Raw genomic sequence first — 20763 nt, 5'->3', positions numbered from 1 at the left:
GTTGCACAAATCATACGATAGACAGTGTAAGCTTGTCTGTATGCAAATGAGTGAAAAATGAAATATCGTTATGTCTGAACAAACAGCCCAGCGTCAATACTCTATTGGCTGGATTATGTTGCTCGCTTTACTTACGGCTTTAGGGCCGTTATCCATTGATATGTACTTACCTGCGTTACCACAAATGGCCCATGATTTTGGGGTAAGTACGCAAATGGTGGCAAATACACTACCAGCTTATTTTTTTGGTTTAGCCATTGGGCAGTTGGTTTATGGTCCTTTAAGCGATCGTATCGGTAGAAAGAAACCACTTTACTTTGGCCTCGCGCTTTATGCAGTCGCAAGCTTATTTTGTGTAATGGCTACTAATGAATGGAGCTTAATTGCGGCCCGTATTTTACAAGCTTTAGGTGGTTGTGTTGGCGTAGTCATGGCTCGTGCAGCAATACGCGATAAATTGGACGTTCAAGGCTCTGCACAAGCTTTCTCAAGCATGATGATTGTCATGGGACTTGCACCAATTTTGGCTCCTATGATCGGAGCATGGATTTTAATTTGGTTTCCGTGGCAGGCTATTTTTATTGCGCTTTCAATTGTGGGTGCGCTGTGTTGGCTGTGCGTACATTTCTTTTTTAAAGAAACTTTGGCAAATGATAAAAGGCTTAAGCTATCACTCTATCAAGTGGTGACTTTATATGGAGCTATTTTCAAAGATGCGAGTTTCCGCTTACCTATGTTTGCAGGCTGTTTAACGGGGGCTGCATTATTTTGCTATATCAGTTCAGCACCTGCAGTGTTTATGGACCAGTACGGACTTAATCAGCAAGAGTTTGCTTACGTATTTGGACTAAATGCTTTTGGCATCATGTTGATGTCTTCTTTAAACAAGCATTTAACAACACGTGTTGAAATTACCAAACGCTTAAAATCGGGTTCCCTTGTGCAAGTGACTGGAGCCATCATTGTATTTATTGCTGGTTTAATCCCTGCAGCGCCTTTATGGCTTGTTATGGTAGGGTTATTTTTAGCTATTTCAGGCATTGGTTTAACAGGCCCAAATGCTATGGCGTTAGCAATGTCCAAACAAGGTGCTCGCGCTGGGACAGCAAGTGCAATTATGGGAAGTATGCAATTCGCTTGTGGCCTTTTAGGTGGCGTGCTTCTTAACTTCCTGATTTGGTCCGCATCGCTCAATATGGGCGTAATGATGGTGTTATTTACACTAAGTGGTTTTATTGTCGTATTGAAAGCGACACAACAGGTCAAAACCAAGCCATTCTCATAGCTTTTAGAGAATGGCCACTTATAGCTTATTCGTCTAGAAAAACTGTGAAATTTTCAACAGGTTCTCTAGGTGTAATAAAGGTATTTACAATGTGGTTAGGATCGGCATGACCTAATGCAATTGCACATACCAGTTCTTCGTCATCTGATGCACCTACTATATCTAAAACAATAGGGTGAAAATGATTCCAAGCTGCTTGTGGGCATGTATCTAAACCACGTGCCTTGGCAGCGACCATCACGTTTTGGATCATCATTGCGATATCCATTTTAGAGCCGATTCCCATCGTTTTATTTACGGTAAAGAAAAGGGCGACTGGTGCATCAAACAATTTAAAATTACGTAGCTGCTGTTCAGCCATTTTTTCTTTTTCGCCCTTTTTGATTTCGAGTAAACCGTAGAGTCCCCAGCCATTCTCGCGGCGGCGGTCAATAAAAGGGGATATCCATTTTTCAGGGTAATAGGCAAAAGTTTCTTTATATTGTTCTGCTAGTTCAGGATTTTTTGAAACTTCAATTTGTGCAGCACAGACACGTTCAACCATTTCATCACGCTTTTTACCTGTGACCACATAGACTTTCCATGGTTGGGTGTTCGTTCCAGAAGGTGCTCGACTTGCGACTCGTAATATATCTTTAATGACTTCTGGCTCAATTGGAGTATTTAAAAAAGCGCGGACAGAATGTCGAGAAGTGATAGCTTCATCAACGAGACGAACTTGTTCCAGATTCATGCGTACTCCTATATCTTTTCTTAAATACTTAATACTTTTTTGAAGTTTAATTTCATGTTTTGAAAGTACTTCATTTATAAGCAAAAAATATTAGAAAAGGGATATCCTTAAAGATATGATGATGTGTTTAGTTTGGATATAATGTCTAATTAACTCTAATGTGAATATGCCATTTTAGATCTAAATAGACAAAAAAGTATGATGTTTTTGACTATAAAAATAAATTTATAGCATCAGTTGGATTAAAAATCACTCAATTGAAAAAAAGTATAATATGTTTAAAAACAGTACAAAACAGATGGTTTTGGATAAAAAATAATCAGAAATAACATAAATTTTTAATGAAAAACATACACAAAATTTTAAATTTCTGCATAATACCGACTTTTTTACGCAGGTATGATTTCTCCATACTCATGTTAGGAAAGAAATGGCTGCATACAAAATCCCTTTACAAAAAGGATTTGAATGTAGAAATGGAGAAATACACGAGGAATAAGGAGCTTTACATGAGTTTACCGCTCATCAACAAGCAGTTCATGAAACAAGGATTGGCGATTACCATTGCAACCATGAAAATGAACGTAACTCACGCAACTACTGAGCCACAAGAAATACAACAGCTTGGTACAGATCTAAATGCACTCTTCTCCAATCAGAGGGAAAAGGGCGCAGATAGCCGCGTTATGGCGATGGCTCGTTACAGTCTTTGAAATTCATATCCATTTTAGACATTCGCTCTCAAGTATATGTAAATATGCTTATTGGCTTAAATCCAGATTTTTATAACTCGATTAATTGATGGGAATCATTAAACGAGCTGATTTAGCGGTGGTCATTTGTTAGTTTCCAAGTTTGTAGCCGAGTCGATGCATTCTGTTCACCCAAATGGGAATATGTTCAGTGGTGCGATGAATTCATTTTATCTGAAGGGTGCTTTCTCTCATGCGACCTTCAAAGGCTTAGTGCTGGGCATTATGTTGCTTAAACTTGTGACGTTAATTGCTATTCAAGTGACATTAAAAGTTTTTCCTTAAATGTACTGAAGAAGTCCCTATTTTGAGGGGCTTTTTTGTTTATTGCAGTATTTTGGCTTGTGCTATTAGCACATTAGCAAGAACGTAAGCGGACCGAGTATGAATGAACAACTCAATGCCACACTGATGTCGTGGGTACAATTTTTTAATGATCCTTTATGGGATTTTCTGGTTATTTTCTTGCTGGCTGTCGGTATTTTTTATACGGTCTTAACAGGGGCAGTGCAGATCCGCATGTTCTTGCAAAGTATCCGTGTCATGAAAAGCAGCCGTACAGAAGGCGAAGATGAGCATGGACTTACACCTTTCCAAGCTTTTGTAACGGGTCTTGCGAGCCGTGTTGGGGTGGGTAACATTGCAGGTGTGGCAATTGCGATTGCAATTGGTGGCCCTGGCGCTGTGTTCTGGATGTGGGTAACTGCTGTACTTGGTATGAGCTCTGCTTTTATTGAGTCTACACTTGCTCAGCTTTTTAAAGTTCGAGATAACAAGACTAAACAGTTCCGCGGTGGACCAGCTTACTATATTACCCAAGGCTTACGCAGTAAAACCTTTGGTGTGGTTTTCGCACTAGCACTCATCTTTACCTACGGTTTCGTATTCAACTCAGTCCAAATTAATGCGATTGCGAATGCTTCTTCACATGCTTGGGGTTGGGACAAAGCTAATCTTATTGCTCATTTAGGTGGTGTTGATCTAGAAATTTCATGGGTTGGCCTTGCGCTTGTTGTTATGGTTGCATTGGCAATTTTTGGTGGTATTAAACGTATCGCTAAATTTGCAGAGATGTTTGTACCTTTAAAAGCAGGTCTTTATCTAGCCGTTGCTCTATATATCGCATTAAGCAACTATGCAATTTTGCCTGATATTTTAAAGCTGATTGTGACTGAAGCTTTCCACTTCAATGCTGCGGCAGGTGGTTTCTTCGGTGCGGCAGTGTCAATGGCAATGATGCAAGGTATTAAACGTGGTTTGTTCTCAAACGAAGCAGGTATGGGGTCTGCGCCAAACGCAGCTGCTGCATCTGATGTAAAACACCCTGTAAACCAAGGTTTAGTACAAATGCTTGGTGTATTCGTAGATACGTTCATTGTATGTACGAGTACTGCAATCATCATCTTAGTTTCTGGCGTATACCAAGACGCAGGCTTTGTTGGTGTTGAATTAACACAACGTGCCTTAGAAACTCAAGTTGGGCATTGGGGATCTGATTTCCTTGCAGTTCTATTATTCTTATTCTGTTATTCAGCTGTATTAGGTAACTATGCTTATGCAGAAGGTAATGTACAGTTTATTAATAACAACCCGAAAGTCATGTTCATCTTCCGAATTTTCGTATTGGTGATGGTGTACTTCGGTGCAATCGGTAGTGTTCCACTCGTTTGGTCAATGGCTGACTTGTTTATGGGTATCATGGCAACCATTAACTTGATTGCAATTTTACTATTAACGCCAATGGCACGCACTTTGTTAAAAGATTACCGCGAGCAATTGAAACGAGGCATTAAAGAGCCTGAGTTTAAAATTGACAAGTATCCGGAATTGAAGAAAAAAGTTGATTCAGATATCTGGTAAGTTTCAAAAGGCCTCTTATACATAAGGGGCCTTTTTCATATAGGCGATAAATAAAATACTTGAGTCTAAATTTTAAACATGACAAATTAAATAAATTCACTACAGCTTTTCACGAAAGTAGCAACTAAAATTGCAATCCGAACTTAAACCTCATAGTACGAAGATGGGCCATGAAACAGCTTAAATTGTGGGTTCTCGGACTCTCTATGGTGTTGGCGGGATGCCAGACCACCACACACTTGTCTGCTGCTCTAAAACCGCAAATGACAGAAGCTTATGCTCGTCCTGTCGATCAACCTTTTGCAAGAATTAAAAAAATGCAAAAACGTCCTGTTGTTGCGCTTGTATTGGGTAGCGGTGGAGCACGAGGTTATGCTCATATTGGGGTGATTGAAGTTTTAGAACAACATGGTATTCGCCCGGATTTTATTGTAGGTACGAGTGCCGGTAGTATTGTTGGGGCAATTTATGCGAGTGGTAAAACACCTGCTGAGCTGCGTGATACTGCTTTAAAAATGAAAGCTGGTGACGTCCGTGATATTAGTATCGGATTAAAAGGTTTTTTTGATGGTAAAAAAGTAGAGAACTACGTTAACCAGCAAGTAAATAACATGCCACTCGAAAAAATGAAGATTCCAATGTATGTGGTGGCAACTGAACTAAAGCATGGCACTAAGACCGTATTTAACTACGGCAATACCGGTCAAGCCGTAAGAGCCTCTGCTTCGATTCCGAGTATGTTTGTGCCGACTAAAATTGGTAAATCTGAATATGTAGATGGTGGGTTGGTGAGTCCTGTGCCAGTTGAAGTGGCTCGTGATTTAGGTGCTGATGTCATTATTGCAGTTGATATTCTAGCTCAACCTATTTACACAGAAACTTCGAATGTCTGGGGACTATTTAATCAGAATATTAATATCATGCAAGGGCGTTTGGCAGCAGAAGAATTGCAATATGCAGATGTTGTTATTCAGCCAGATTTAAGAGAAAAAGCACATATTTTTGATGTCAAAGGCCGTGAAGCTACTATGAAATCTGGTATAGATGCAGCTAATGCCAAGCTTTCTGATATTCAGTTTGCTATTGATGAAAAAATAGCTGAACAAAATATGTCTACGGAAGGCTTGAGTGCTCAAAGCCAATAAATAAACGTTAATATTCTGAAAATTATAAAAAAAGCCCACATAGGGATTTTTTTATGGAAGTCTAAACCTTCAATTTTTGGAATAAAATTTTTTGTATATTAGAGATATGTTGGATATGCTGAAAACTCTAATGGTTAATATGAAATATTGTTGCCGTTTTTTAAAAATAATTGATTTGTAGTGTATTGAGGCTGACTGGATAAATGATACAGCAACAGGTTAAAAATGGCTTTCCAACATTAGATGATGTTCATGCTGCCGCAGAGCGTTTGGAGGGTTTAGTTGTAAAAACTCCCTTTGTTTTCTCAGAGACCATTTCTAAAACCTTAGGGGCTGAGATGTGGTTGAAATTTGAAAACTTACAATTTACAGCTTCATTTAAAGAGCGGGGTGCTCTGAATAAACTGTTGTGTTTATCTGAGCAAGAAAAGCAACATGGTGTTATTGCAGCTTCGGCAGGCAATCACGCACAAGGTGTAGCCTACCATGCTCAGCGGACAGGTGTGACTGCAACTATTGTAATGCCGAAATCTACACCAAATGTTAAGGTGCAACGAGTACGTGAGTATGGTGCGCGCGTTATTTTGCATGGGCAGGACTTTTCAGAAGCTGCTGCTGAAATGCATCGTGTTGCACAAGAAGAATCTTTAACGATTATCCACCCATTTGATGATGCTGAAATTATTGCGGGTCAAGGCACCATTGCACTTGAAATGCTTGCGGCTGTGCCTGATCTGGATATTTTGGTTGTGCCAATTGGTGGTGGTGGTTTAATTTCTGGTATTGCAATTGCTGCTAAAGCGATCAATCCAAAAATTAAAATTATTGGGGTGCAATCAGTTGTATACCCAAGTATGGCAAAACTACTTTGTAATTATCAACATGCGGTTTCAATGGGCTCTACTGTTGCTGAGGGCATTGCGGTAAAAACTCCAGGTGAGCTTACGACCCAAGTTGCTAAAGAATATGTTGATGACATTGTCGTTGTCACTGAAGACATGATTGAAGAGGCTATTGCACTCTTACTTAATATTGAAAAAACAGTATGTGAAGGAGCGGGGGCAACAGGTATTGCTGCAATTATGTCGCGTCCCGATCTGTTTTTAGGTCATAAATTGGGCGTGGTGCTGTCAGGTGGCAATATTGATACACGTGTTATGGTCTCTGTATTACAACGCCATTTAACCCGTACAGGTCGTATGGTTCGTATTCGTGTTGAATTACCAGACAATCCAGGTGCTTTAGCTCGTTTAACGGCCATTATTGCTGAGCAAGGTGGTAATATTTATGAGTTACGTCATGAACGCTTTGCGGCAACAAGCCGTGCCAAAGAAAGCGCTGTGAGCGTTGATGTAGAGTTAAAAAGTGCCTCGGACCTAGATTTACTCATTCAAGCAATGCAATTGGAAGGCTATATTGTTCGTAAAGAAGAGATTTAATCTCTGATATCACTGTGTTATAAAAGCTGTATATGGCTCTATCAAGAGTCATATACAAGGTAATTTAAATGGATTAAATTGCCAAAAAAGGGATTAATTTACAAAAAAACGATCAAATCCTTCAATGGAACAGGAAAAACTGACAATTCTCTAAACTTTACCCTTCACAATTTTAAGGTTTAGGTTTTAGTATTCCTTTCATTGTAAATTTGAAGAAATATAGGGATATCCACGCTCAATGTTCAAATCATTTTTTCCATCACCAAGGTATTTCTTTATATCTGCGGTCATTTGGATCGCGCTCAATATGGTGCTCTGGTACTCAGGTGGGAACACATGGGGAACTTTTATCGGCTTTGCTAAGGGCTACCATGATGTTCAACCACCATTAGGTGTGAGCCGTTTTTGGTCTCCCACTTTCTTATGGTTTTATGTTTGGTTTTTAGTCTCTACTGCGCTTTTTGCTGGTTTCTGGAGGACTATATCGAATAACCCTTGGCAACGTTGGTCTGTGTGGGGCTCGGCGTTTATTTTATTCAATATCTGGTTTAGCGTTCAGGTTAGTGTAGCTGTTAATGCATGGTATGGGCCTTTTTATAATCTCATTCAAAGTATGTTAGATCACGGTGGTGGTGATATTAATAAACTTTATATGGGAACAGTTACATTTCTTTTAATTGCGATGGTCGGTGTGACTTTAGCTGTTATTAATGCTTTTTTTGCTAGTCATTATGTATTCCGCTGGCGTACAGCAATGAATGAATATTACACAGAGCATTGGGAAAAGCTTCGTCATATCGAGGGGGCTTCACAGCGTGTTCAAGAAGATACCATGCGTTTCGCCTCTGTTTTAGAAGATCTGGGAGTGAATTTTGTTAAGGCTATAATGGTTTTAATTGCCTTTTTACCTATTCTTTTTGAACTTTCTAAACAAGTTAAAGTATTACCTATTGTAGGTGAAATTGATCATTCATTGGTCTGGGCTGCAATTGTATGGGCTGTTTTTGGTACTGTTCTATTAATGGTTGTTGGTATTAAATTACCTGGTTTACAGTTTAATAATCAAAAAGTAGAAGCAGCCTATCGTAAAGAACTTGTCTATGGTGAGGATCATGAGGAGCGCGCACAGCCAAAAACATTAAGAGAATTGTTCTCAAGTGTTAGGCTGAATTATTTCCGTTTATATCTGCATTACTCTTATTTTAATTTAGTTAGTATTTGGTATATCCAATTAGATATTTTATATAGTCTAGTTGTTTTATTCCCTTCTATTGCCGCAGGTAAAATGACATTGGGTTTAATTACGCAAATAGGTAATGTTTTTGATAAAGTCCGTGAATCATTCCAATATTTAATTAGTTCATGGAAAACAATTATTGAGCTGCTTTCAATTTATAAGCGTTTGAGAATATTTGAGAAAATTTTAAATTAAAAAGTAATCATCGCTCTGTAAGATGCCTTGGTTTAAGTCAGGGCATCTTTAGAATATTAAGTATTTAGTAGAATAAAAGATTTGGTAAGTTTCTTCGTTTATAATTTTGATTTATATAAAAATATATTTTTGAAAATATTATATTTTCGCGGTATAAAACTTGCTTCTATATTGGTTTTAATTTTGCCATTCGCTTAATTGATAAAAAATAATCACTTTAAACCATTGTTTTAGATCATTAAATATTTAAATATGAGGTTAAGTCTTTGAAATCTATTTTACTTAAAAGTGCTCTTACGATTGCACTTATGACTTCTGCTAATTTGGTACGTGCGGAATTAGTAACAAATTCTCAAATCAAAAAAATATCAGGTATAGATCAACAATATATTGATTCCTCTATTAATGAAAAGAACGATTTTTATTCACATGTAAATGGTATTTGGTTAAAAAATACTGAAATCCCAGCTGATAAAGCAAGTTGGGGAGCTTTTAATCAGCTCCGTGAGTTATCAATCACCCAAGTACATGGAATTGTAGAAGAGCTATCTGGTCAAAAGTGGGTGGATGGTAGTTTAGAGCAGAAAATAGCTACTCTATATGCTAGCTTTATGGATGAAAAAAGTATTGAGAAGCAAGGTGTTAGTCCTCTAAAAAATGAGATAAATCAAATTGATAAATTGAAAAATAAGAATCAAATTGCAATTTTAATGGCACATTTTGCTCGTATTGATGTCAATAGCCCAATCCGTCTAAGCATTGAACAGGATATGAAACAATCTACTGAAATGGTGGCTGGGTTGGAGCAAAGTGGTTTGGGTCTACCTGACCGTGATTATTATTTGAAAGATGATAAAAAATTTATTGAAACTCGTGCACAGTATTTAAAGTATATTGAAAAAACTTTAACACTTGCTGGAGACTCGCAAGCCGCGCAACATGCTCAGGAAATCTTAAAACTTGAAACTCAGTTAGCACGAATACAGTGGAGCAACGTTCAAAACCGCGATCTTGCAAAACGCTACAATAAATATAAACTCGCAGATTTGTATAAATTGACCCCTGCATTTGATTGGCAAGGTTATCTAACTGCAACTGAATTAAAAGGAAAAATTGATACTATTCAGGTAAATCAGCCAGACTACTTTCAGGGCTTAAATACAATTATTCAAGATACACCCTTAGATATATGGAAAGCTTATTTTAAATTGCATTTGATAAATAATTTTTCTCCATTATTAAATAGCGCTTTTGTAGATAATAAATTTGATTTTTATAACAAGACACTTCGAGATATTACTGAACAAGAAACACGTTGGAAGCGGGGTGTACAGCTTGTTGATAAGATTCTGGGAGATGGTATTGGCAAACTGTATGTTGAAAAATACTTTCCTGCTGAGAAAAAACAACGGATGGAATTATTGGTTCAAAATCTGATTCGTGCTTATGACCAAAGCATTACAGAATTGGACTGGATGAGTCCTGCGACGAAAATACAAGCTCGTAAAAAGCTTTCTCACATGTCAATAAAGATCGGTCATCCAAAAAAGTGGCGTAATTATTCTGGTCTGCACATCGCTAAAAATGATTTAGTTGGAAATATAATTCGCGCAAGTGAGTTTAGATACCAATATGAACTTAATAAATTGGGTAAGCCGGTTGATCGTGATGAATGGTATATGAAACCACAAACGGTGAATGCTTATTACAATCCATCATTGAATGAAATTGTATTTCCAGCAGCGATATTACAACCGCCTTTTTTTAATATAAACGCAGATGATGCAGTGAACTATGGTGGTATAGGTGCTGTGATTGGCCATGAAATTAGTCATGGCTTTGATGATCAGGGTAGTCAGTTTGATGAATTGGGCAATATGAGAAACTGGTGGAATGCTGAAGATCATCAGCATTTTAAAGCTAAAACACAAGCGTTGATTGAACAATATAACCGTTATGAACCGATTGCTGGTTATCATGTTAATGGTGAATTAACATTAGGTGAAAACATTGCAGATAACTCTGGGTTAGCAATTGCCTATAAGGCTTACCAAATTGCACTAGGCGGTAAGCCAGCTCCTGTAATTGATGGACAGACTGGGGAGCAACGTTTTTATATGGGATGGGCTCAAGTTTGGCGTGCGAAAACCCGCGAAGCTCAAGCGATTATCTATTTAAAAACAGATCCTCACTCTCCTGATAAAGTACGTGGCAATGGAGCTTTAATGAATCAAAAACCATTTTATGAGGCTTTTAAAATAAACGAAGATGATCAGATGTATTTACCACCAGAGAAGCGGGTAACTATTTGGTGATTAAGAAAACCCGCGAAAGCGGGTTTTTTTATAAGTATTGGATTAGTGTGTTGCATTATAAAAATTAAGGATAGGGCCAACTAAAGACTGCTGCGATTTATCTAAGGTGACTTGAATCTCTTTATAGTTAAAAGTGTCTTCATCATAATATTTAGCAATACCATGGGTTTTATTGTTCACTTGTGGAATTTGATAACTAAAAAAAGCCACTTTTTTAGAAGGGTGAACAATATGGATGAGTTTTTTAGGATCTTTAAATCCGCCAAATTCATTTTCCAGACTTTGTTTTAATAGCTCGGGAAAATAAAGCGTTGCATTGGGTAATCCACACCCAACACAAAAAGAAGAGTCATAAAGCTTAATCGCTTGCTTTTGATCTGGACTCATTATTAGAGCAAAACCAGCTCCATTTGCCCCTGCATTTGCTTGAACATCTTGCCAGTTACGTGGAACAAGTATTAAACCTATTTCAGGTAATGCAAGAAGTTTTAATTGTTTGGCGTGTTGAGCATCGAGTTGAAAATTAAAACGGCAGCTTTTAGGCGTGCATTTTTCAAAATCTTTAAGTAAACCATCCTCCATTGGGTTCTGTGCAGTAACACCATAAAAAGGGACTACAACGCCGTTTAAAAACTTTGCCTCTCCTAGAGCGTAGAATTGATTATCTGCTTTGCGGGTTGCAGCAGAGCTATAAAACTTTGGAAAATGAGGTGTAAAGCTTTTTACTTCTGCATAAGCAGTTGAATTTAGGCTGACTAATGTTGCCCATAATAAAAAATTTAGTTTTTTCATTTTTAGAAAGTAATCAATTTAAATTTTATATAAATCTAGCATATTCTTTTAAACTAGACGGTAATTCAAAATTTAACGCTATTATTAACTTCATAATAAAACAGACCTATCGAGATATGAAATAATGAAAAATATGCTTTCAATCTGCTGTTTAGCGGTAATGAGTTCTTATAGTTTTGCTCAAGACATCAAAGGTATTTCATTTTCACACCAAGAGTGGGAAGTTTCTTGCAGCAATACGGGAACATGTAAGGCTGCAGGGTATCAAAATGAAGAAAATGGTGATAACCCAGCTTCAATTTTATTAACACGTAAAACAGGCCCAAAACAACCTGTGCAGATTGAATTTGCTTTGTCAGACTATGAGCAAAGCATGCCAGCAAACCAGCTTAAAAATATTCATTTTTATATAAATGGCAAAGATTTAGGCGCTGTGACTGTAGATGGTACTGAGTTACCACTTATGGGTAAACTCAACAGCTCACAAGTCAATGCTTTACTACAGCAGTCCAAACAGAAGACCGAAATTGTATTTAAAAATGCTCAGCATGAATGGAAAATTTCTGATGCAGGAATGACTGCTGTGTTACTAAAAATGGATGATTTTCAGAAGCGTATCGGAACTGTTGGTGCTTTGGTTAAAAAGGGCAGCGCCAATGAAACTAAAGTACTTATGCCTGAGCCAAAACTACTTGTTAAACGCATTAAAACTACAGTCAAACCTTATTTAACGCTACAACTGAAAAGCAAGCAGTATCAAGCAATACACCGTAGCTTGATGGTAGCTAATCCGAATCCTAAAGAAGACTTTTGTGAAGGAATTTATGGTGGTAATAGTGATGGAGCTGAACCACAAAAAATTGAGATATATAAACTAACCAATAAGAAAGTTTTGGCGACTACGTTGTGCTGGAGAGGGGCTTATAACGAAGGATATGGCGCTTGGGTGCTAGATGAGTCATTAAATGGTAAGGCCGTGTTTGTGACTGAATCTGCTTCAGATTTTGATAGCGGTATGATCAGCAGTGCTCAAAAGGGAAGAGGCATTGGAGACTGCTGGGCAAGTGAAGAATGGGTGTGGGATGGCAAGAGTTTTGTACATACTAAGGATATGTGGACGGGTATGTGTAAAGGCTTGGCAGCAGGTGGAGTGTGGGAACTGGATCGAATAGAGTCTGTGGTGAAATAAGTATTTTGCGGTTACAGAGTCATAACAGGTAACTTTGGTGACTCTGTGATAAAAAGAACAGATTGTTTATTGGAGCCAGAGCTATGTCACATCATCTTTACGCTATTGTTCGCCGTAAGTTTTCACACCTGAGCCGTTCAATATGTGTGGCTGCTGCTGTGTTGGGAACTACCCAAATTGCGATGGCTGGCCCAACAGTTGATCAGTTAAGTGACTGTTTAGTTAAGGCTACAACGGCTTCAGACAAAACTACTGTACTTCAATGGACATTTACGGCTTTAGCTGCTCATCCAGATTTAAAAGCATTTAGTAATGTAACACCTGAGAAAAAGGATCAGTTAGATCAAAAACTGGCGCAGGTTTTACAACGTGTGATTGTGGAGCAATGTTCTACCCAAACTAAAGCTGTAATTCAGGCTGAAGGTGTGAAGGCAGTTGGAGAGGCCTTTCAACAGTTAGGTCAAAGTGCGGGTGAAGATATTGTTAAAGACCCAGCCGTTAAACAGCAGTTGCAGGGCACATTACGCTATATTGACTTAAATAAATTGGTGACGACGTTTTTAACACCAGAAATTTGGAATAAATTAGGGATTACAAGATAAAAGTCTAGTTTTCTATTTTAGTAATAAAGCCTGCTATCTAAGAGTAGGCTTTATTGTATTTGGGATAAAGAGATCTTTTTAGATCGTAATTGTAGCCCCTAAAACTTTCACAAATTGAGCTAACCAAGCTGGATGTGCAGGCCAAGCTGGAGCAGTCACCAAATGACCATCTGTAACTGCTTCAGTCACAGCAATATCTGCGTATTGTCCACCTGCCAATTTTACTTCGACAGCACATGCTGGATAAGCAGAACAGAGGCGGCCTTGTAATACATCTGCCGCTGCTAGTAACTGAGCGCCATGGCATACGGCTGCTATTGGTTTTTTCACTCGATCAAACTCACGCACAATTTCGATAATACGTTCATTCATGCGTAAATACTCTGGTGCACGACCACCCGGAATCACTAGACCTACATAGTCTTCGGTATTAACGGCATCAAAATCATAGTTAATCGCAAAGTTGTGGCCACGTTTTTCGCTATAAGTTTGCTCACCTTCAAAATCATGAATAGCCGTTGCAATATGGTCGCCGTTCTTTTTATTCGGGCAAACAGCATGCACGGTATAACCTAAACCAGTTAAGAACTGAAATGGAACCATAGTTTCATAGTCTTCGGCATAGTCACCGACCAACATTAAAATCTTTTTAGACATAATTTATCTCTCTTTTTAAAATATAATTTATCTAAATTATTAATTTAAATTAGCACAGTCACTGAGTAATTTTTTAGGAAAAAAGTGCATTCTTTAGTCGAAGAATGCTTTAGACGGATATAAAAAAGCCCCGATAAATCGAGGCTTTTTCTTGAGTTGGCTAGTCAAATTAACCAATCAATTTTTTCATTAATTCATTGACTTGAGCAGGGTTGGCTTTACCCTTAGATGCTTTCATGACTTGACCAACAAGACCGTTAAAGGCTTTTTCTTTACCAGACTTGTACTCTTCAACCATTTTTTCATTGGCTGCAAGTACTTCTTTAATGATCGCTTCAATTGCACCTGTGTCAGTTTCTTGCTTTAAGCCTTTTTCCGCAATAATGTCATCGGCAGATTTACCTTCCGATTCCCACATAAAGCCAAAAACTTGTTTAGCAATCTTACCGCTAATGGTGTTGTCAACAATACGAGCAATCATGCCGCCAAGCTGTTCAGCAGAAACAGGTGAGTCAGCCAGATCTAGGCCTGCTTTGTTTAAAGCACCTGAGAATTCGCCCATTACCCAGTTTGCAGACACTTTACCTTGCTTCGCACCGCCAGCAGCAGCCACAACAGCTTCATAGAAGTCTGCCATTTCGCGTGAGAGCGTAAGTACGTGAGCATCGTACTCAGTTACACCAAAGTCTGCGATAAAGCGTGCACGGCGAGCAGCAGGGAGCTCTGGAAGTGCAGCGCGAGCAGCTTCGATTTGCTCATCTGCAATAATCACCGGTAACAAGTCTGGATCTGGGAAGTAGCGGTAATCGTTTGCTTCTTCTTTAGAACGCATTGAGCGTGTTTCCATTTTGTTCGGATCGAACAAACGAGTTTCTTGGTCGATACTTCCGCCGTATTCCAAAATTTCCATTTGGCGTTCAATTTCAACATTGATCGCTTGCTCAATGAAACGGAATGAATTGAGGTTTTTAAGTTCACAGCGCGTACCAAAAGGTTGGCCCGGACGACGTAAAGATACGTTACAGTCCGCACGGAATGAACCTTCTGCCATGTTACCGTCAGAAATACCTAACCAACGTACTAATGTGTGAATCGCTTTGATATAAGCAACCGCTTCTTCAACCGAACGCATGTCAGGTTCAGAAACGATTTCAAGCAAAGGTGTACCAGCACGGTTTAAATCAATGCCAGACATACCTTCAAATTGATCATGTACAGATTTACCGGCATCTTCTTCAAGGTGAGCACGAGTTACGCCAATACGTTTAGTCGTACCATCTTCAAGTTGGATGTCGATGTGCCCCAAGCCCACAATTGGGTTATCCATTTGGCTAATTTGGTAGCCTTTTGGCGAGTCAGGGTAGAAGTAGTTTTTACGTGCAAATACTGATGCTTGGTCGATGTAAGCATCAATTCCAAGACCGAAGCGAATTGCAAGATCAACCACTTTTTCATTCAAAACTGGAAGTACACCCGGCATTGCCAAGTCCACAAGGCTCGCTTGCGTGTTTGGGTCTTGACCAAATTCAGTCGATGAACCAGAGAAAATTTTAGAATTGGTTGCAAGCTGAGTGTGAATCTCGATACCAATAACGACTTCCCAACCGTCAATCAATTTCAACTTTTGAGCTTCAGCCATTATGCATTCTCCTCAGCAATTGCCGCACGTTGAGTATGGAAATCGGTGTTTTGTTGGTATTGATGAACAATCGACAACAATTGTGATTCTGACCAGTAGTTACCAATTAATTGTAAGCCGACAGGTAAGCTGTCTTTATCAAAACCAACAGGAGCATTAATCGCTGGTAAGCCTGCCAAGTTCACTGCAAGTGTATAGATATCGCCTAAATACATTTCAGTTGGACTTAAGTTCGCACCAATTTTATATGCAGTTGTTGGCGCAGCAGGAGCCGCAATCACATCCACATTTTCAAATGCTTTTAAGAAGTCTTGTTGAATTAAACGACGTACTTTTTGAGCTTTCACATAATAAGCATCGTAATAACCCGCAGAAAGCGCGTAAGTACCAATGAGAATACGACGTTGAACTTCTGGACCGAAACCTTCTGAACGCGAACGTTTGTAAAGATCCATCAAGTCAGCTGGGTTTTCACAGCGGTAACCGTAGCGAACACCGTCATAACGTGACAAGTTAGATGATGCTTCTGCTGGCGCAATCAGGTAATACGTCGGTACATAAGCTTCAGTCATGTTGAGATCGATCTCAACAAGTGTAGCACCCATTTCTTCAAGCTTTTTCAAAGACTCTTCAACACGTGCTTTTACGTGAGCATCTAAACCTGCAACGTTAAAGTATTGTTTAGGAATACCAATACGTAAACCTTTTACAGATGTGTTATTCAAGTTTGCAACGTAGTCATCAACCTCTTTTTTAACCGAAGTTGAGTCTTTCGCATCGTGACCTGCAATTACATTCATGAGGTAAGCACAGTCTTCGGCAGAACGAGCCATTGGACCCGCTTGGTCTAAAGATGATGCATAAGCAATGATACCGAAGCGAGATACACGACCATAGGTTGGTTTTAAGCCTGTTAAGCCACAGAATGACGCAGGTTGACGGATTGAACCACCTGTGTCAGTACCTGTTGCAAAAGGTGCTAAATCAGCCGCTACAGCCGCAGCAGAACCACCTGATGATCCACCAGGCACGTGATCAAGTGCCCATGGGTTGCTTGTTGCCCCAACATATGAGCTTTCTGAAGTTGAGCCCATCGCAAACTCGTCCATGTTCACTTTACCTAAAGTGACCAGACCAGCTGCTTTAGTTTTTTCAACAACAGTTGCATCGTAAGGAGAGATGAAGTTGTCTAGTATTTTTGAACCAGCAGTCGTTTTAATGCCTTTGGTACAAAAGATATCTTTATGAGCAAGAGGGATACCCGTTAAAGCGGTTGCATTACCTGCTTTTAATGCAGCATCGGCAGCGTCGGCTTCAGCAAGCGCTTGTTCAGGCGTAACCGTCACGTAGCTTTTTACCAGTGGGTCAATTTTAGCAATACGTTTTAAATAGTGTTCAGTCAGTTCGCGAGATGAAAACTTCGCTTGGCTTAAGCCCTCAGCAAGTTCACGAATTGATAAGCGATGTAAATCAGTCATGAGTAAAATTTCTTTACATTCAAAATAGGGAAGATGGGTTAATTGAGTAAAAGTTATTCAATCACGCGAGGAACAAGATACAAACCATCTTGAGTTGCAGGCGCAACTGCTTGGTATTCATCTCGATGATTGCTTTCAGTTACCACATCAGCACGTAAAGGTTGAGGATTGTCAAAAGGACTTTTCAAAGGTTCTACGCCTTCCGTATCAATGCCTTTTAAGGTTTCCATCATGCCTAAAATTTTATTTAGACTTTGAGCATATTCAGCAGATTGCGTATCATTGAGCGACAATCGAGCAAGATTGGCGATTGCTGAAACTGTTTGTGCATTTAAATCTGCTGAATGCTGTGCATCCGATGTAGACATAACATCACCTAATCAGTATTAAAAATTTTCAAAATATCGTGCGTTATAATAAGCGATTGACTTGTTCAAATCATCACATTTAGTTTAAAGTTGCCACCTTGCATCCACATGAAAGTTTAACTGAGAACGAACCGTGATTCTAAAACGACTAATTGGCTTGTTTTCGCCGGATCTAGCCATTGATTTAGGTACAGCAAATACACTTATTTATGCACCAGGCCGCGGCATTATATTAAATGAACCAACAGTTGTGGCAATTCGTCACAGTGGTTCACAAAAAATTGTTGCTGCTGTAGGTCTAGATGCTAAGCAAATGCTGGGCCGTACGCCTGCGAATATTTCTGCAATTCGTCCAATGAAAGACGGTGTAATTGCGGATTTTGAAGTGACTGAAACCATGTTGAATCAGTTTATTGGTAAAGTTCACGAAAAACGTTTGTTCCCACCTGCACCTCGTGTAGTTGTATGTGTACCATGTAAATCAACTTTGGTCGAGCGTCGTGCGATTCGCGAAGCAGTATTTAATGCTGGTGCCCGTGATGTTCGTTTGATTGAAGAGCCTATGGCAGCAGCAATTGGCGCAGGTATGCCAGTTGAACAAGCATGTGGTTCTATGGTTGTGGATGTTGGTGGCGGTACAACAGAAATTGCAATTATTTCATTGCAAGGTTGTGTCTATGCTGACTCTTTACGCATCGGCGGCGATGTTTTTGATGAGCAAATCATCAATTATGTTCGTAAAGCTCACGGTTGTGTGATTGGTGAAACCACTGCTGAAATTATTAAAAAAGAAGTAGGTATGGCTGTTTCTGATGGTACAACATTAGAAATCGAAGTACGTGGCCGTAACCTTGCAGAAGGTGTGCCTCGTGCAATTACCGTAACTTCTGACGAAATTACTCAAGCCATTTCTGATCCGTTACAAAGCATTGTAAGCGCTGTGAAATCTGCTCTTGAGCAAACTCCTCCTGAACTTTCTTCTGATATTGCTGAGCGCGGTATTGTGTTGACAGGTGGTGGTGCGCTACTTCGTAACCTTGACAAGTTATTGGCTCAAGAAACTGGTTTACCAGTTGTTGTTGCTGAAGATCCTCTTACTTGCGTAACCCGTGGTGGTGGTAAAGTATTAGAATTCTTCGACAACCCGAACCATGACATGCTTTTCGTCGGTTAAGTTTAAGGATTAGGCGGTGCAACCGAATATTTTTTCAAGACAGCCGCCATCTTTCCGCTCGTTCATTATTGCGGTCGTTACATGTTTGGTTGTGCTCTTCTTTGATTGGCGCATGCCTTATGTAATTCAGCCAGCAAGGGATGTCTTGTACGCTGCATATAACCCAATTTATGCATTGGCTAGTTATCCGGTACTGTCGAGAGAATGGCTGAATCAACAAACAAAATCTGAAGCACAACTGCGTCGTGAAAATACCGCGATGCAGGCTGAGCTTTTACAAGCTCAAGTCCGCTTACAGAAGCTTTCTGAACTGTCAGCTGAAAATACCCGTTTACGAGGCCTTCTTGATACACCGTTAATTATTGATGGTCGTATGGAAATTGCCGAAGTGATTGGGACAGATGCAGACCCATTACGCCATATCATCATTATTAACCGAGGCTCTACGGACCATCTAAAGGTAGGTCAAACGGTTCTGGATGATAAGGGGATTATGGGGCAGATTATTAATGTATACCCTCATAGCTCACGTGTGATGTTGTTATCAGATAAAGAACATTCACTGTCGGTACGTCTTGAGCGTACTGGAATGCGGGCGATTGTTTCTGGTACAGGCGATTTGGGCCGTTTAAAAATGGAATATGTCCCGACCAGTGCGAATATTCAGGTGGGTGATAAAGTGTTTAGCTCAGGCTTGGGTGAACATTTCCCAGCAGGTTACGCAGTGGGTACAGTGGCCAAAATAAAACGCCATAATTCAGGTGAGTTTGCTGAAATTGATGTAACACCATCAGCACAATTGGCAACAGGCCATCATGTAGTTGTACTTTTCTCTGAATCATTAGCGAAGGAGCAGCCGTATGCCGATCGCTAAACTTAAACGAGAAAAGCGTAAAGACCCATTATGGGGAATTATTCTCTCCGTTATTGTGGGTTCTGTACTCATGGTTTATCCGCTATCTTATGATATTTCAGGATGGCGGCCACTATTCATGTTGATGATCATGCTATTTTGGGTAGTATGTCAGCCAACATGGTGTGGGGTCTGGTTTGCATTTGGGATGGGGATTTTTACAGACTTACTGCTTGATGCGCCTTTAGGGCTCAATGCCTTAAGTTTTGTAATTGTGACTTTTCTTACCCGTTTTTTAATTCGGGAACGCCGTATTTTAACTTTTGTTAATTTATGGACGATAGCAACGCTGGTCATTATTGCCCATTTAGCATTTATGTGGGTAACACAGACGATGGGTGGAATTCATTTTTCGATTGCTAGACATTGGCAACCTTTGATGACAAGTATCATCACGTGGCCAGTCGTCTATTATTGTTTGGCAAAATGGCGCATATAGTTTTAGCATCTAGCTCTCCTCGTCGGAAGGAGCTGTTGCAACAGCTAGGCTTAGATTTTGAAATCTATAGTCCAGACATTGATGAGTCTGTTCATGAAAATGAGCTGGTTCATCATTATGTTGAACGGTTGGCTAGAGAAAAAGCTCAGACTGTATTGAAGCTTTTTCCCGAAGCAATTGTTATTGCTGCCGATACAACTCTGGGACTTGATGGTCAAATTATTGGTAAGCCTGAATCGAAAAATCATGCCTTTGAAATCTGGAAACAATTATCTGGACGTTGGCATGATGTGTTTTCTGGACTGTGCGTTGCGACTCAACAACAGATATTAAGTCAGGTAGTGCAAACACAAGTTGAGTTTCAGCTCCTGACTATACAGGATATGGAAGATTATTGGACCACGGGTGAGCCTATTGGAAAAGCGGGTGGATATGCAATTCAAGGAATTGCCTCGCAATATATTCCCCAAATTCAAGGAAGTTATAGTAATGTGGTAGGACTTCCTTTATACGAATTTGCACAGTTATTCAAAAGAGTAAAGACATAAGGG

General features: G+C 39.5%; 20 protein-coding genes. 14 read left to right on the top strand and 6 right to left on the bottom strand.

What is annotated here, in order from left to right; all coding sequences use genetic code 11:
• The first annotated feature begins 70 nt into the window (after positions 1 to 70).
• Positions 71 to 1285: a multidrug effflux MFS transporter gene (locus tag WBW42_RS03790; protein ID WP_014207547.1), complete on the top strand. Its 1215-nt coding sequence runs from the start codon at positions 71 to 73 to the stop codon at positions 1283 to 1285.
• Between the two features lie 25 nt (positions 1286 to 1310).
• Here WBW42_RS03790 and WBW42_RS03785 read toward each other — a convergent pair whose 3' ends face one another.
• Positions 1311 to 2018 (bottom strand): nitroreductase, encoded by a 708-nt coding sequence (locus tag WBW42_RS03785; RefSeq protein ID WP_032056666.1) that lies wholly within the window; start codon positions 2016 to 2018, stop codon positions 1311 to 1313.
• A 509-nt stretch (positions 2019 to 2527) separates the two neighbouring features.
• Here WBW42_RS03785 and WBW42_RS03780 point away from each other — a divergent pair.
• The 7 genes from WBW42_RS03780 to WBW42_RS03750 all read left to right on the top strand — a co-directional run bounded on the left by WBW42_RS03780 (position 2528) and on the right by WBW42_RS03750 (position 10961).
• Positions 2528 to 2731, top strand: a complete 204-nt coding sequence (locus tag WBW42_RS03780) for a hypothetical protein (RefSeq protein ID WP_005064392.1) — start codon at positions 2528 to 2530, stop codon at positions 2729 to 2731.
• A 183-nt stretch (positions 2732 to 2914) separates the two neighbouring features.
• Complete coding sequence (locus tag WBW42_RS03775; RefSeq protein ID WP_014207545.1) at positions 2915 to 3055, top strand: hypothetical protein; 141 nt, start codon at positions 2915 to 2917, stop codon at positions 3053 to 3055.
• 99 nt (positions 3056 to 3154) lie between these two features.
• Positions 3155 to 4630: an alanine/glycine:cation symporter family protein gene (locus tag WBW42_RS03770; protein WP_017482134.1), complete on the top strand. Its 1476-nt coding sequence runs from the start codon at positions 3155 to 3157 to the stop codon at positions 4628 to 4630.
• 170 nt (positions 4631 to 4800) lie between these two features.
• Positions 4801 to 5775, top strand: coding sequence for a patatin-like phospholipase family protein (locus WBW42_RS03765; protein ID WP_032056665.1), 975 nt, complete (start codon positions 4801 to 4803; stop codon positions 5773 to 5775).
• A gap of 203 nt (positions 5776 to 5978) precedes the next feature.
• Positions 5979 to 7214 carry a threonine ammonia-lyase gene (locus WBW42_RS03760; RefSeq protein WP_005064397.1) on the top strand — a complete coding sequence of 412 codons (1236 nt, stop codon included), beginning with the start codon at positions 5979 to 5981 and terminating at the stop codon, positions 7212 to 7214.
• A 238-nt stretch (positions 7215 to 7452) separates the two neighbouring features.
• Positions 7453 to 8646 carry a peptide antibiotic transporter SbmA gene (gene sbmA / locus WBW42_RS03755; RefSeq protein ID WP_032056664.1) on the top strand — a complete coding sequence of 398 codons (1194 nt, stop codon included), beginning with the start codon at positions 7453 to 7455 and terminating at the stop codon, positions 8644 to 8646.
• 266 nt (positions 8647 to 8912) lie between these two features.
• Positions 8913 to 10961 (top strand): M13 family metallopeptidase, encoded by a 2049-nt coding sequence (locus WBW42_RS03750; RefSeq protein WP_032056663.1) that lies wholly within the window; start codon positions 8913 to 8915, stop codon positions 10959 to 10961.
• A 42-nt stretch (positions 10962 to 11003) separates the two neighbouring features.
• On the opposite strand, the gene WBW42_RS03745 is transcribed toward WBW42_RS03750, so the two are convergent.
• On the bottom strand, positions 11004 to 11753 hold the full coding sequence (locus WBW42_RS03745) for a DUF4850 domain-containing protein (RefSeq protein WP_032070543.1): 750 nt from the start codon (positions 11751 to 11753) through the stop codon (positions 11004 to 11006).
• Positions 11754 to 11877: 124 nt separating this feature from the next.
• Between WBW42_RS03745 and WBW42_RS03740 the strand changes: the two genes are divergently transcribed.
• Together WBW42_RS03740 and WBW42_RS03735 are read left to right on the top strand one after the other, a co-directional pair.
• Positions 11878 to 12942: a DUF1176 domain-containing protein gene (locus tag WBW42_RS03740; RefSeq protein ID WP_032056661.1), complete on the top strand. Its 1065-nt coding sequence runs from the start codon at positions 11878 to 11880 to the stop codon at positions 12940 to 12942.
• An 83-nt stretch (positions 12943 to 13025) separates the two neighbouring features.
• A complete protein-coding gene (locus WBW42_RS03735; RefSeq protein ID WP_214285927.1) occupies positions 13026 to 13544 on the top strand; it encodes a hypothetical protein in 519 nt (172 codons plus the stop codon).
• Between the two features lie 78 nt (positions 13545 to 13622).
• Here WBW42_RS03735 and WBW42_RS03730 read toward each other — a convergent pair whose 3' ends face one another.
• From WBW42_RS03730 to gatC, 4 genes are all read right to left on the bottom strand, one after another.
• Positions 13623 to 14201 carry a DJ-1/PfpI family protein gene (locus WBW42_RS03730; protein ID WP_005064406.1) on the bottom strand — a complete coding sequence of 193 codons (579 nt, stop codon included), beginning with the start codon at positions 14199 to 14201 and terminating at the stop codon, positions 13623 to 13625.
• Positions 14202 to 14370: 169 nt separating this feature from the next.
• The gene (gatB, locus tag WBW42_RS03725; RefSeq protein ID WP_000796643.1) at positions 14371 to 15840 is read right to left on the bottom strand and encodes an Asp-tRNA(Asn)/Glu-tRNA(Gln) amidotransferase subunit GatB; all 1470 of its coding nucleotides are present in this window, start codon (positions 15838 to 15840) and stop codon (positions 14371 to 14373) included.
• Entirely contained in the window at positions 15840 to 17318 is a 1479-nt protein-coding gene (gene gatA, locus WBW42_RS03720) for an Asp-tRNA(Asn)/Glu-tRNA(Gln) amidotransferase subunit GatA (protein WP_032056660.1), read from the bottom strand. The genes gatB and gatA overlap by 1 nt, the downstream gene beginning before the upstream one ends.
• A 53-nt stretch (positions 17319 to 17371) precedes the next feature.
• The gene (gene gatC, locus WBW42_RS03715; protein WP_000107699.1) at positions 17372 to 17686 is read right to left on the bottom strand and encodes an Asp-tRNA(Asn)/Glu-tRNA(Gln) amidotransferase subunit GatC; all 315 of its coding nucleotides are present in this window, start codon (positions 17684 to 17686) and stop codon (positions 17372 to 17374) included.
• 133 nt (positions 17687 to 17819) lie between these two features.
• Here gatC and WBW42_RS03710 point away from each other — a divergent pair, with 133 nt between their 5' ends.
• From WBW42_RS03710 to WBW42_RS03695, 4 genes are read left to right on the top strand one after another with little or no spacing between them, the layout of a single operon-like run.
• Entirely contained in the window at positions 17820 to 18860 is a 1041-nt protein-coding gene (locus tag WBW42_RS03710) for a rod shape-determining protein (RefSeq protein ID WP_000601379.1), read from the top strand.
• Between the two features lie 16 nt (positions 18861 to 18876).
• On the top strand, positions 18877 to 19734 hold the full coding sequence (gene mreC, locus WBW42_RS03705) for a rod shape-determining protein MreC (protein ID WP_032056659.1): 858 nt from the start codon (positions 18877 to 18879) through the stop codon (positions 19732 to 19734).
• On the top strand, positions 19721 to 20212 hold the full coding sequence (mreD, locus tag WBW42_RS03700) for a rod shape-determining protein MreD (protein WP_002116279.1): 492 nt from the start codon (positions 19721 to 19723) through the stop codon (positions 20210 to 20212). The genes mreC and mreD overlap by 14 nt, the downstream gene beginning before the upstream one ends.
• Entirely contained in the window at positions 20200 to 20760 is a 561-nt protein-coding gene (locus tag WBW42_RS03695; protein ID WP_032056658.1) for a Maf-like protein, read from the top strand. Before mreD ends, WBW42_RS03695 begins: the two co-directional genes overlap by 13 nt.
• The last annotated feature ends 3 nt before the right edge of the window (positions 20761 to 20763 follow it).

This window comes from Acinetobacter sp. LT1, from assembly GCF_059800965.1.
The sequence above is the reverse complement of the archived record's forward strand: the minus strand, read 5'-3'. Positions and strand labels throughout refer to the sequence as shown.